The sequence below is a fragment of the Labilibaculum filiforme genome, from assembly GCF_002843315.1.
Taxonomy (GTDB): Bacteria; Bacteroidota; Bacteroidia; order Bacteroidales; family Marinifilaceae; genus Labilibaculum; species Labilibaculum filiforme.
Map to the genome: position 1 here is coordinate 77,997 of NZ_MVDD01000016.1, position 13,605 is coordinate 91,601.

The window sequence follows — 13,605 nt, forward strand, 5'->3', positions numbered from 1 at the left end:
TAAAACAGTAATGGAAACAAAAAAGACCACATTTTTAAGATGTGGCCTTTGAGAAATTATATATTTTTATTTATTGATTTAAACGAATTACAACCGCTCCATTTTTTGCTTCTTCACCATATTGTTTGGTTGCATTTTCATCTCTCAAAATGGTAATGTAATCAATACTATTAGGATCTATTTTCTTTGCTTTTTCTTCCGATATTTTTTCCCCATTAATAATGAAAATGGGCGGATTCTTAGTAGATCCAAACTTTAGTTTTGTGGAGGATTTATCACTTGTTTTTAGTGTTTTTGTGGTAATTTCCACAGCTCCGTTTTTAGCATCTTCTCCGTATTTATTTGTGGCATTTTCGCCTTTTATTACATTGATACTTTCAATATTCTCCGAATCAATTTTGTCTGCTTCGTTAGGGGAAGTTTTTTCCCCATTAATAATGAAAATGGGCGGATTCTTAGTAGATCCAAACTTTAGTTTTGTGGAGGATTTATCACTTGTTTTTAGTGTTTTCGTGGTAATTTCCACAGCTCCGTTTTTAGCATCTTCTCCGTATTTATTTGTGGCATTTTCGCCTTTTATTACATTGATACTTTCAATATTCTCCGAATCAATTTTGTCTGCTTCGTTAGGGGAAGTTTTTTCCCCATTAATAATGAAAATGGGCGGATTCTTAGTAGATCCAAACTTTAGTTTTGTGGAGGATTTATCACTTGTTTTTAGTGTTTTTGTGGTAATTTCCACAGCTCCGTTTTTAGCATCTTCTCCGTATTTATTTGTGGCATTTTCGCCTTTTATTACATTGATACTTTCAATATGCTCCGAATCAATTTTGTCTGCTTCGTTAGGGGAAGTTTTTTTGCCATCAATAAAAAAAAGAGGAGGATTCTTAGTAGATCCAAACTTTAACTCTACTTCCTGTTTGGCATTCGGTTTACTGGTGATTAATATAACACCATTTTTGGCTTTTTTTCCATACAGTTTAATTGCCGAATCATCTTTAATAACACTTATAGAGGCAATTTCGTTTGGTGAAAGATCCATTTGTGAGCGAGTAATCTCTTTTCCATCTAAAATAAATAAGGGTTGTTTGCTTGAATCTATGGAAGTGATTATTACAGAATCTTTCGGGAAATTAAATTTCTGATGATTAGTAGAATTTATTGGTGCATCGGGAGCTGAAGGGAAAGATGGCATAGTAGGTATTTCTATTTTTTCTACTTCTGTAATTTCAAATATTTCAGCGACTTCATCGATTTCTGCTACTTCAAATACCTCGTTTACTTCATCAGGGTTCTTATTTTCGCTAATCGTTTTTGTTTTGTCTTCTTTTTTTTTCTTTTTCTTTTTTGGATCGGATTTTGCAGGACTTGCCTGAAAGAGAACTTCTTCATTTTGAACCGATTGGTTGGTTGAGTGTGTGGTATTCTCAAGAATGCTAATTTTCGAAAAGAGTGCTTTTTGAGAATTTAGATTCCCGGAAATAGCAAAATTCGAAATTAGGAACAGTCCTGCAAATAAGAGCGTAAATACACCACTAAGAACAAATCGCTCTTTTCTTGGGGTGTTTGAGTTTTTTGGTCTAAGAATACGTTTAATACGATTCAATACTTTTCCTTTTTTACCGGAAAAGCTTAAAACCATTTCGTACTGTTTTTTTCTGATTGCTTCCATATTATTTAATGCTTTAATAAGAGTTAAGGATTCACCACAAACCTTAACTGCAAGATCGTCACAAATGTGCTCTCTTTCAGTATTTACCACAGAAGATAGCCACCAAACTACAGGATGATAAAAGAAAATAAGTTCAAAAATTTCTTGAATGAATTGTAACAAATAATCGTGTCGGCGAATATGTGCCAATTCATGTGCTATGATAATTTCCAATTGATTTTTGGGAATTCCACTTAGCATGCTAACCGGAATAAGAACAATTGGTTTAAAGTATCCAATTACTGAAGGAATTTCGAGTAGTCCCGATTCCTTAAATAGAATAGTTTGTTTGAGATTAAATTTTACCATTAAGCTCTCGGTAATTGTGTTATACTCGGAGCGTAAAGGGTAGCTTAAATGGTTTTTTAGTTTTAAACTGTAAATGTATTTTAAGATGAGGTTAATAGAAAGAAAGAGCATTCCTATTACCCATATTTGAACCAAATAAGGAAATATATTTTTTAAGTGCATTTGTAATTCTATCCACAGCCTGTCGTAGTATGTTTTTTGTGGTAAATTTTCCAAATTCCCTAGTTGTACAGTAAAATCAGCGAAAGCGGTATTGGTATTCGATGGAAGGTATCGATAAAATGTAATTGCTGATGTTACGAATAGTAAAAGTAGCCCAAAACTCGAAAGGGCGTATCGGATTCTCGCATTGTCTTTCGAAATAAATTGAAATAACAGCCAAATAAGCCCTCCAATAGCAGTAGCTTGCCATACAGAATGAATAAGTGTCCAGCCAATAGTTTGACTCAATTCATAGATATTGAAGTTATTTATTAGTTCCATTATATTCTGTATTTTCAATGTTGTCAATTAATTTCTTGATTTCATTTAACTCCTTACTTGAGCATTTTTGATTGCCTAAAGCTTGCAGTACCATTCCAGAGGTTGATCCTCCAAAGAGAGTGGAAATAAATTTATCAATTAATTGGTTTTTAGTTTCTTTTTCTTCTACTATCGCTACATAAATATGTGTTCTTGAGTTCATATCGCGCGAAAGCATTCCTTTTTCGGTCATTATTTGCATCACCTTAAGAGTGGTAGTGTACCCAACGTTTCTTTCCGATTTTAGTTTGTCATTTACAAATCGAACGTTCGAGGGACCATACGTCCATAAAACTTGTAGTATTTCTAATTCTGCTTCGGTAGGCTTAATCTTCTGTGACATATTTTGTGGTGTTTTTCCTTCTACGATTAATTTCGTAGATAAAGATATACGAAACTTATCGTATTACAAAAATAAAATACGATATTTTTCGTAGTAACTGATTTTTTCTAGGAAGATTTGTAATAAAAAATGATTATAAATACGTAGGTAAAACACTATTGCTCTTTACTTAATGCTTTTTTTTTCGTAATTTGAATAGTACCTCCTTATTTTAATATAATAGGTGGTGGAAGTAGGAACAGGAAACCAAAACCCAATTGGCAATGCCAATTAAAGGTCGTTACGACCTTATGCAAAGTGAATGTTTTTAACCAATAAATCCAAATATTATGCCTATTCGTAAATTAAAAGAGTTTTTAGATGAGCGACATGTAAAATATGTATCGATTCGGCATTCATCGGCCTATACGGCTCAGCAAGTTGCTTCATCGGCTCATATTCCGGGTAAAATGCTTGCAAAAACAGTTATGATTAGAGTGGATGGAAGAATGTGTATGGCGGTATTGCCTGCATCTTATTTAATTGACTTTGATTCATTAAAAAATATGCTGGGATGTAAGAAAGTAGAGCTGGCGCATGAGCAAGATTTTAAAAATATATTTCCACAATGTGAAGTGGGAGCAATGCCTCCATTTGGCAATTTATACAATTTGGAGGTTTATGTGGCTGAAAGTTTAGCCGAAGACGATGATATCGTTTTTAATGCAGGAACCCATACAGAGCTTATTATGCTTTCGTATGAAGATTTTCATAATTTAGTTGAACCGATTACTTTAAAGTTTACGCATAAAAGTTATGCTTAAATAAATAAAAATGAAACCTCCATTCGTGAATATTCCTGCACGAACAGGATTAGTTACGGATGGAAAGTTTCATCTGATAGAAACACAAAATTTATAAACAGATGAAACAAATAATTGATTCTTTTTTGTTCTTACTTCTTTTTAAATAGTAAATAATTTTCTTGTATTCCTTCACTCAACCACATTGCTAAGGCTTGTCGATTTTCTGATTTTAAAAAACGTATCTGATCGTTGTGGTTATTGATATTTCCTAACTCAATAAATACCGATGGTGGTGTTGTTGTTTGCAGCATGTACAACTTTCTGGTACCAATAGTTCCTTCGTAACCTCGATTTGGTTGAAATTCATCATATTTATCTTTCATTTTTTGTTGCAAGGCAAGTGCTAAATTTTTGCCTTTACGACTAATGGCGTGATGATAGAAATAAACATCAGTGCTGTTTCCTTTTCCTCTTGAATCAAGATGTAGAATGATTAAACGTTGGTAGGTAGATTTTTTCTCATTTCGCGCTAGTATGTTAATCGCGGCAGCTCTTTGTCTTAAGCGTGGAGTATGTTTTCGGGGAATTCGCTGCGATGGATAGCAAAGCTCATCTTTATCTGGTTTTAGGTACTTTTCATCTCTAATTCCATCATCGGGATCCTGAATTATAAAGTGCACTTTGGCACCGTGAGAGAGTAGCTCTTTACCCATTCTTAGTACAATGTCGTACGCGTACTCATCTTCGGTAATTTTATGACCTGCAATAGTTCCTACTGCTCCGGGATCCGGACCACCATGTCCGGCAACTAAATAAATTACCGCTCCGTTCATGGTAGTATCCATCTGTTTTACCGTTTGATGATCTTCACCTAATATGCTAACTTGATGGGTTAAAATTCGAAGTGGGATCTTGTATCTTTTGCCGGCAATTAAATTCCCGTTTTTGGTAAATCTTCCTTTGTTTAATTCCTTAAAGCTCTCTAAGTCGGTTGCGGGAGAGATGTGGTTTCGTAGTAAAAAGGAGTTGAATCCTTCGCCATTTTTGACACTACTCCATTCGTAGTTTTTCTGGGCGTGTAAAGAATTAATAGTTAAAAGAAAAATGGTGAAAGAGATGAGAATATATCGAATCATTTTTTGTGCTTAATTTCATGAAAAGATAAAAATAAGTGTTTTATTATAAAATCTCGTCATTTAAATTGCAATTAGCAGTTAATCAAAGTTCAATAGCTTTTCTATTTTACGGAATAGTAATTGTTTCCGATGCGATTGCATAGGAGGCGAAAATTCCATATCCCGCGTTAATATTGGAATGAAGATTTACCTTATTGTAAAAAGGCAAATCGTCGCGATTGTAAAAAACAATTAGGGATCGTTCATATTTGAAATAATCGGGTGTAATGTGGTATAATTCCAATTTATATTCTTGATTTGTATTAGAACTATTAGAATTTGAATGGTGAATGTATATGGAAATAGTATTGCCATTTACCTTTAAGTTTTCGTCTGAAAATGTACGACTACCGTAAAGCATATTTTTCTTTATTCCTATCGAATTTTCGGACAAATTGCCATTGAAAATAATATTGTCGCTATAAAAATCTACAGGAATGTATGACGTCCCAGTATGTGCTTTTAGAAGAATCATATAGTAGTTTTCTTGAATTGGGTTGTCGTTAAATTGAAAGGTGAACTTCAATTTATCTTCTCCTATCTCCTGATAGCTAATGGTTTCTATATCGATTCGTTCTATTGTTTCTGTTTCGGAGTTTGCGGTTTCTAAATTAGGGGAAGAAACTTCAATTTGATAGGAGCTATTTTTAAGAACAAGATTTGAGTTTAGAGAATACCAGCCATCGCTTTCAAATTTCATTTTTCCCAACAACTGATTGTTTTCTTTTATAATAATACTGGCATTGGATAAGGAATTGTTGGAGGATTGATTCTGAAAAGAAGAACTTTTACTTACATGAACTCGGAGGACACTATCTACTCCGAGTAATGAATTGATTACTAATTTTGGTTCTTCTTTGGGGATTGGAACCTCCAGTTCATCTTCGCAGGAAGAAAGGAGGAATAAAAAACAAATAGGAAGAAAAAGGAAGCGAAATTTCATGATAGTTTTACTTAAAATTTATAGGAATAGCTTACGCTTGGCAGAAAAGCAAACAGGCTAATTTGCTTTAAAGTATAACTGGTAGTACCAAATTGATTTTGGTTCTCACGAATGGAAACGTAGTTGGCATTTTTTCTGTTGTACACATTATTAATGCTAATATTCCATGTTCTTACTCCATGTTTTTTAAATTTTCTAAAATTAATTGAGAAATCCATTCTATGATAATCTGGTAAACGAAATTCATTTCTGTGCGAAAAAATTGGGGTAGAAGATATGTTTTCCGGATAATATGGCGAAATGGTACTTATATTGGTTGAAGAGAGGGTAGCAGGTAAACCACTTCCGTATACCCAAGCTAAAGAAAAATCGACTTTTTTGTTGATTTTTTGATTTAGCAGAATTGAGAAATCGTGGTTTCGATCGTAGGGAGAAGCAAAGGTTTTGCCTTCATTTATTTTCGGATATTTTACAAACGATTTGGAAAATGTGTAGGCCATATTTCCTGTCGTTTTCCCTTTGTTTTTACTTAAATTAAACTCTAAGCCTTGGCTCCATGCTTTTCCTGCTTCTACTGTGTTTTCCCAATCAGTATTTACATTCTGAAAAAAATAAGTGTCGCTAAATTCTAAAATATTACGTGATAATTTGTGGTAATATTCGGCGCTAAATTTTATAGATTTTGAAAATGCATAATTTGCTCCTCCGGTATATTGAAAACAATCGATCGGTTTAATTTTGCTTGTTACTGGCAACCACAGATCGGTAGGTAAACTAAGAGTGCTACTTGTTACCAAATGAAGGTATTGAGTCATTTGCGAAAAACTTCCAGTTATTGTCCATTTTGGATGTAAATGGTATTGAGTACTAAACCTTGGTTCAAGGGTAGAGTAGTAAGTTCCTTCTACAATAAAGCTACTCCAGCGCGATCCCATATTTATCAGTAGGTTTTTCCCGAACTGAATCTGACATTCTCCAAATAAAATTAGTTCTTTAGAGCTGATAACTTGATCGTTGGATGTGCTTTGTTCATTTTGTTCGTTGTTCTGGTATATCTCACTTCCTGGTTTTGTGTGGTGTAATGAGGTTTCCATTCCAAATTTTAGGTAGTGTTTTGAATCGGGAATCCAATCGAATTCAGATTTAAGTGTGAAATCACGGATGCCCGATCGAAATTCGTACTTGTAATTTTCCTTAAAATTTTCGCCTTCATTTTGTGACCATTTTTTATCCTTAACTAAAAAAGTGTACCTACTTAATATGAAGGATGTATTGCCAAAAAGGTGATTGTTGTATACATGATTCCATCGTAACGAATTTGTGAAATTACCCCATCCTAGTTTATTTTCGGTTTTTTCTTTGGATGTTGTTTGCTGATCGGTATTTTTCACATGAATTAAATCGCCACCCCAATAAGTGCTGAAGAAAATTTTATCGCGTTGCGAGAATTTATGGGTGAGTTTAAAATTGAAATCTCCAAAGTAGTAACCGCCTGTGATATCGCTGTCGGCTAATTCAAAAATTCCTTTCACTAGTAAATCGAGATAGGAACGCCGAACCGAAAGATTAAAGGTGGTTTTGTCTTTTTTGATTGGTCCATGTAAATTAAATTTGGCTGTAAGTAATCCAATACTAAAGTCTCCACCTAGTTTTTTCGTATTTCCATCTTTCATACGAATATCGAGTACGGAAGATATTCTTCCACCGTAGCGAGCGGGAAAGCCACCTTTAATTAGTTTTACATGTTTAATGGCATCCGAATTAAAAATGGAAAATAAACCTAATAAATGAGAGGAATAGTAAACGGGAACATCATCGAGAAGAATTAAATTTTGAGCAGGGGAACCATTTCTTACGATGAATCCTCCAAGACCTTCGTTTGAAGATTGAACTCCAGGAAATTGAATTAGATTTTGGAATAGATCATTTTCACCGAACATTCCCGAATTGATGAATTTGTCGGAAGTTAGTGTATTGCTGCTTACGAATTGATGATTGATGTTATTGCTTTTTTCATCGGCTACAACTTTAATTTCGTTAAGTATGTTTTTAGGTTCTAAAGCAATATTGATACTAGTATCTTGTTTTGGGAGTATAGGAATAATTACATCCTGATAGCCTACGTAGGAGATTTGAAGTTGTTGTAGTTTTTGGGGCAGTGAAAAGCTATAAAAACCAAAGTTATTGCTAATTGTTCCGGTATAGTTTTCTAAATTTATGATGCTTGCATTAATTAGCGATTCGCCAGTATTAGAGTCGGTTATGAACCCACTGATGCTGTATTTTCGTTCGGCAGGAGGAATGCCTACTAAAAATATTTTATTCTCTTTGCTAATTATTTTGAATGCTTTGGTATCAATAATTTCGTTGAGGAAGTATTTTAGATTTCCTGTTAAAGCGGGAAGTTCGATGTATTGATTTGTATTTAATTCGCTGGTATAGCTAAATTCTACTCCGCTTTGTAAGCTTATTTCGTGGAGCAACTCGTGAAGCGGGTAGGAAATATTGGCAAACTTCAACTGCTTATGCAACGAAGACTCCTGGCTGTATAAGTAGAAAGAGAAAAGAAGGAAAGAAAATAGAGCAATAAATTTTCTCATGTAAGTATGGGTTCAAAATGATTAGGATTCAAATTTACCATATGTTATTATAAATGACAAAGGGAAGCCCGAAGGCTTCCTTTATTATATTGTAATTTTGTCCCAAAAGGAGTTGTAAGTAAACTTATTGTTAAAAATTAGTTTGCTCTCTTAAAAATATATCTGGTAATATAAATTCCGTTTCTATCTCCTTTACCACTGTCACTTTCCACACCACTGGTTACAAAAACAAGTTCCCATCCATCTGCACTAAGCTGATTAATTTTAGAGGAAGTTAGTGCATCATTCGATGCAATATTTTGGAAGTTGATACCAGTCATACTGTAGAAGTTTAATAATTTTGTTTCTGAAAATTTATCTACTTTGGCATCGGAGCGCTTTACATCCCCTTGTTTACTTTTTTTACCATCGGTTCGTTCGGTTGTAAATTCTTCCGCATTAATTGTGTCTTGTTGTTCAATTAATCTAGAACGACCAATTCCCATAGGAACAATAGATTCTACCGATGTAATAACTTTATATTTAAATGTTTGAGCTTGCGATTCCAATACGAATACAAATGCGATTACTGCAATAAATAATAATTTTTTCATTTTACTTTGTTGAAAATTAGTGATAAAGAATATTTATTAAAAAGCGATACCTACTGTAAGTCCTGCTCTTAGTGTAAAACCATCCCAGTTATCGGTATCGAAGTCTTCCTCGGCTCCCGATTTAGTATCCAGATTAATACTTGTATAGCCAGGGCCAAAAAACCATTCAAAACTTACTCTTTTTTTGAAAATATACTGTTGTCCAATAATTAGGCCCGCTCCAAAACCATTCAAAGTTGCTTCATCATTTACTTCATTTTCCAAATTGTAATGCAAATAACGAGTATAAGGCGCTACAAAAAATCCTTTTGGTGCTGCGGTTTCCGATAAGTAAAAACGGTATTCAGGAGTAATTCCCCAACCTCTTACTCTGGTGTCGTCCCAAGTATTTCCGGTGTATAAAATGCCAAACTGAATACTACTATTATTGTTTAGTTTTTGCTCTACAAAAAATGATGCTGTGCGTACCAGTGGACTTAGTAAATTCGCTTTAATTACTGTGTTTTGCGCTTTTATAAAATTGCTCCCTGCGAGCATAACTAAAGCGAATAAAACGATTTTATTTCTCATTCTTTCAATTTTTAATTTGTTTTTTCTCATCTGAAATAATTAGATGGTTTCCTTTTTGCATGATATGAATTTTTAGCAGCAGTTCTAGTTCATCAATAACTTTACCGATAGGCGCATTCGAAAATGAATTGGTGTAAGTGAGGGTATCTAATTTTACACTTTTGTTGGTGATTTTTACCCCGTAATAATTCTCAAGGTCACTAAATACGGTTGCCATTGGCGTGTTCTTAAACGTAAGAACATTTGTTTTCCAGGCATTAAAATTTAGTTCCTCGTTTTTCGATTCGCTTACTTTTTGCTTTTGAATCACTCCTTTTTCCCCTTTTGTTAGGTAAACTACTTCCTGAGTTTCTCTATTTTTCAGGCTAACTTTACCAGAGTTCACACTTACAATAGTTATTCCATCCGTTTCATTTTTAACATTGAAGCTGGTACCAAGCACTTCAATAATTGCATCTCCGGATTTAATTATAAATGGTTTGGTAGGATTGGGCTTTACTTGAAAGTAAGCTTCTCCTATCATTTCTACATTTCTCACTTTTGAATTAAAATATTTTGGGTAAATAATTTTACTCTCCTTGTTTAAGTACACCTGCGTTCCATCGGCTAATACAATTTTATTTTTGGTTTGCATACTTTTGTATTGCGAGTATTTTCCGAAACCTGGAGTTGTTTGATATAGGTACACCAAGCTAAGCGATAGTAAAATAAGAACGGTAGCTGCATATCGCATAAACAGATTTACCTTTTTTAGTTTTATCGTTTTACGTGATTTTGTCTTAATTATTTCCCAATCAGCAGTTTCATCAATATTTTGAAATACCTCAATTGCTTTGCCCGATTTCCAAATCTTTTGTAGACTAAGAAAAGTTGCTTCGTTGGCCGAATTAGCAGCAATCCATTCCTGGAATTGTAGCTGTTCCATATCCGAAGATGTTTCCTCTAAAATGGCTTTTAAAACCTGCTCGTCGATATATTGATTATTTTGTTTCATTTTGCTGTTTGTAGTGATATGACAAATAAGAAGGACTATACACGTACACCAATTCACAAAAAATTGAACATACTATTTTAGTGCATTAAATAAGGATATAATTAGCAATGTTGCCAGCATGGGGCCAATTGTTATCCGTAAGCTTTTTAGTGCTTTCGAGATTTGGGTTTCAACCGTACGTTTCGAAATTCCTAATTGATCGGCAATTTCCTGATTGGTGAAACCATCCATTCTATTTAGTTTGAAAATTCGTTGGCATTGTTCAGGCAATTCATCAATGGCTTTAAAAAGGGCATATTCTAATTCGGTTTGCTCTAGTATTTTATCGGCTTGCAGGCTAAAACCAGAACTTAAATACTTAATATTTTCATGATGCGTAGCATGATTTTTTCTTTGTTTAATGGTATTTAAGCATGTGTTTCGAACCGAAGTATACAAATGTGCTTTTGCGGATGTGTGAATTTTAACTGCGGCGCGATGATCGAACAGGTGAACAAAAACATCCTGAACAATTTCTCGAGAATCATCTAAATCAGATAGGAATTTGTTGGCATAAGCCGTTAGAACCGAATAATGTTCTTTGAATAATTCCTCTATTCTTGTTTCCGTTAGGTTTTCGAATTGTTGGTTTTTTAGCGCGTGTTCCATTTTTATTACTAGACTGATTTGTGCGTGCAATAATTTTAAAAAGGGGAATTTAACCTCTTTCTAAACAATAGACAATTAAAATGGCTTGCACACGTATTATTAAATGAAAAAAAATCTTTTGTTTTACTGTGAAGTTAATTCCAGGTGTTATTTAAAACAATAAAAGAAAATAGGGAACAAGTAATTCTTTATTCGGATCTATTCGATTTTGAGGGAGATGCAAAAAACACCGAAACGGGGGAGCTTCGGTGCTGAATCTTTGTCTATTTCAAGTTCTCTTTTAATTTTCTCCTAAATTTTTCCTGTTAATTCGGATGATCCAGGTTGAAATAGCTGTAGAATTAGTTACTAGAATAAAACCCAAAATGTATTGAACAACAGCTCCAATACCATATGTCAATGATTGGTCATTCATTGGAAAATTTTCGAAAAAATGAGTTGCTATTTGAGAAATTCCGGAAAGGAAACTTGAAAACTGAAAAATAAGAACGACTAGTCCTATAATAATTAGGGATATCTCTAATACTTTGTGGTAATTTAAATATACAGAGAGGCTAATTTCAAAATCTTCTTTACAAATTTTCTTGGCTAGTTGCGATGATTTAAAGATTAGTAAATAACCAATTACAAAAGTTATTATTCCTCCTAACAAGAATAATCCTAAAGCAACAAAATCTAGGTGATCAGGAATGTTTTGAGTGAATATTGTCTTAATAAAATGTAAATCTTTTAAATAAAGGAGTGCTACAATAACTACCAAAGATTTTAAGTGTTAGATCAATAATATCGGACTTTTTCATGTTTAGTGTTGGTTTTATTAAAATATAAAATTATTAATATGATTTAATAACACCTTTTTTTTATGATTATGGAATGGTTCTGTATTGTTAAATAATTATTTGTGAATGAATTAATTTTTACACAATAAAACGGCTTTGCTATTGAGCAAAGCCGTTTGTCCGGTATATTGATTTTTTAATTTGTATCTAACTTAAGAAGATGGCAATAGAAACACCAATAAAGGTTCCTATGATGTATCCTAAGATGCCAACTAGAATAGCAGGAGTTACCAGCTTTTTTTGTCCCATTGAGGCAGCCATAGGAGCCGCAACCGATGGTCCCATGATATTTGCGGCCGATGAAATAACTACTTCGTAAACATCTAATTTAAAGAGCTTTGCTAATGCCAGCATGAAAAGGAAGTGGAAGACCATAATGGTTAAGTAAAATCCTAATACCGCAGGCCCGATGCTAAATATTTGTGTCATGTTGGTAGCGGCACCAATTACGGCTAAAAAAATGTACATCATCCACAATCCAAGCGAAAAAGCGGTATCTTCTAATGGTTTTAGTCGTTTTGGAAATAGGTTTGCGGCAAGTACAGCTAGTACTGTAATTACTAGTATGCTAAGGTTTAGTTTTGTGTGTAATAAGTCTTGTAAGTAAGGAGAAAGCAAGCTTCCTAATCCTGCAATTAAGGCAGCAATAAAAACCGAAACGGCTACTCGTTCCAAACTCATTGGAAATTCTGATTTGTTTGTTTCTGTGGTTGCTGCTACTTCATTTTCTTTTTTAGGCTTTACAAAAAAGCGAGATAAAAATAGGAGAGAAGGAGTAAGGAATAGAAAAAGAGTATACAAATTGGATACAAAATTATCTACTGCAATGGTTGCTGTAAATAGTGGATTGGTGCTAAAATTCAGAATTTCGGCTGCAGCAATAAAATTAACACTTCCACCAATTAATGTAGCTGCAATTACTCCAGCAGTATTTCCTGAATCAGCACCTAAATTAATTAGCCAAAAAGCAAGAAAACAACCCAATACGATTCCAATTGCACCTAAAATATAGGCAACTAACAACTTTCCACTTTCCTTTACAATTTTTAGGATATTAGAGCTGAACAGCAACATGGGAATAGAAATAGGAATGAAGTAGGAGAATACCATATCGTAAACATCCACTTTAATGGCTGGGTTAGATGCAACTGGAACAATGCCAGCCATAGCAAGTAGGGACATGGAAATCATGGTAACCAAAATTCCCGATAGTTTACCGAACCACTTTTTGTGTTCGGAATAGAGACCAAAAGCCGCAGCTCCTGCTACCACGAAAAACAGAACTAAATTGTTTTCGGGGGAGATTAGTGAATGCATATTTGATTTATTTATATTGAGAGAAACGAATATATTTCGATTTTTACCGAAATGCAAAGAATGGGACTAATTATTGTCAACAAGTAAAGACTTATTCTAAAAAAGAACCTCAAAGCCATTTTGAAGTGAACCCCAAAAGTTGGACGGTTATAAAATAAATTAATAAGATTGAGTTCGGTATTTTACCGGACTCATTCCGTTTAAACGAGTCTTTATTCTACTATTATTGTAATAATCTATGTATTCTTCCAGCTCT

The 13,605-nt window shown here is 33.8% G+C and carries 13 protein-coding genes; 1 reads left to right on the plus strand and 12 read right to left on the minus strand.

The window, feature by feature from the left end; translation table 11 throughout:
• Window positions 1–70: 70 nt before the first annotated feature.
• Both BZG02_RS16680 and BZG02_RS16685 read right to left on the minus strand, forming a co-directional pair.
• Window positions 71–2,503 (minus strand): M56 family metallopeptidase, encoded by a 2,433-nt coding sequence (locus BZG02_RS16680; protein WP_101262843.1) that lies wholly within the window; start codon window positions 2,501–2,503, stop codon window positions 71–73.
• The gene (locus BZG02_RS16685; protein WP_101262845.1) at window positions 2,487–2,885 is read right to left on the minus strand and encodes a BlaI/MecI/CopY family transcriptional regulator; all 399 of its coding nucleotides are present in this window, start codon (window positions 2,883–2,885) and stop codon (window positions 2,487–2,489) included. Before BZG02_RS16685 ends, BZG02_RS16680 begins: the two co-directional genes overlap by 17 nt.
• Before the next feature lie 329 nt (window positions 2,886–3,214).
• On the opposite strand from BZG02_RS16685, the gene BZG02_RS16690 reads away from it, so the two are divergent.
• A complete protein-coding gene (locus BZG02_RS16690) occupies window positions 3,215–3,688 on the plus strand; it encodes an aminoacyl-tRNA deacylase (protein WP_101262849.1) in 474 nt (157 codons plus the stop codon).
• Window positions 3,689–3,819: 131 nt separating this feature from the next.
• Here the strand turns inward: BZG02_RS16690 and BZG02_RS16695 are convergent, their stop codons facing one another.
• The 10 genes from BZG02_RS16695 to BZG02_RS16740 all read right to left on the minus strand — a co-directional run.
• On the minus strand, window positions 3,820–4,806 hold the full coding sequence (locus BZG02_RS16695) for an N-acetylmuramoyl-L-alanine amidase family protein (RefSeq protein ID WP_101262851.1): 987 nt from the start codon (window positions 4,804–4,806) through the stop codon (window positions 3,820–3,822).
• A gap of 106 nt (window positions 4,807–4,912) precedes the next feature.
• Entirely contained in the window at window positions 4,913–5,788 is an 876-nt protein-coding gene (locus BZG02_RS16700; protein WP_101262853.1) for a DUF4249 domain-containing protein, read from the minus strand.
• A gap of 11 nt (window positions 5,789–5,799) precedes the next feature.
• Window positions 5,800–8,388, minus strand: coding sequence for a TonB-dependent receptor (locus BZG02_RS16705; protein ID WP_101262855.1), 2,589 nt, complete (start codon window positions 8,386–8,388; stop codon window positions 5,800–5,802).
• Window positions 8,389–8,525: 137 nt separating this feature from the next.
• The gene (locus tag BZG02_RS16710; RefSeq protein WP_101262857.1) at window positions 8,526–8,981 is read right to left on the minus strand and encodes a hypothetical protein; all 456 of its coding nucleotides are present in this window, start codon (window positions 8,979–8,981) and stop codon (window positions 8,526–8,528) included.
• A 36-nt stretch (window positions 8,982–9,017) separates the two neighbouring features.
• Window positions 9,018–9,551 carry a DUF3575 domain-containing protein gene (locus BZG02_RS16715; protein ID WP_180335761.1) on the minus strand — a complete coding sequence of 178 codons (534 nt, stop codon included), beginning with the start codon at window positions 9,549–9,551 and terminating at the stop codon, window positions 9,018–9,020.
• Between the two features lie 4 nt (window positions 9,552–9,555).
• Window positions 9,556–10,545: a FecR family protein gene (locus BZG02_RS16720; protein ID WP_101262862.1), complete on the minus strand. Its 990-nt coding sequence runs from the start codon at window positions 10,543–10,545 to the stop codon at window positions 9,556–9,558.
• Between the two features lie 72 nt (window positions 10,546–10,617).
• Window positions 10,618–11,193 carry an RNA polymerase sigma-70 factor gene (locus BZG02_RS16725; protein ID WP_101262865.1) on the minus strand — a complete coding sequence of 192 codons (576 nt, stop codon included), beginning with the start codon at window positions 11,191–11,193 and terminating at the stop codon, window positions 10,618–10,620.
• A 280-nt stretch (window positions 11,194–11,473) separates the two neighbouring features.
• Window positions 11,474–11,953: a hypothetical protein gene (locus BZG02_RS16730; RefSeq protein ID WP_101262868.1), complete on the minus strand. Its 480-nt coding sequence runs from the start codon at window positions 11,951–11,953 to the stop codon at window positions 11,474–11,476.
• A gap of 226 nt (window positions 11,954–12,179) precedes the next feature.
• Window positions 12,180–13,349, minus strand: coding sequence for a DUF819 family protein (locus BZG02_RS16735; RefSeq protein WP_101262871.1), 1,170 nt, complete (start codon window positions 13,347–13,349; stop codon window positions 12,180–12,182).
• 159 nt (window positions 13,350–13,508) lie between these two features.
• Window positions 13,509–13,605, minus strand: a 97-nt coding sequence (locus BZG02_RS16740) for an IS3 family transposase (RefSeq protein ID WP_143470496.1), incomplete at its 5' end; no start/stop codon positions are given.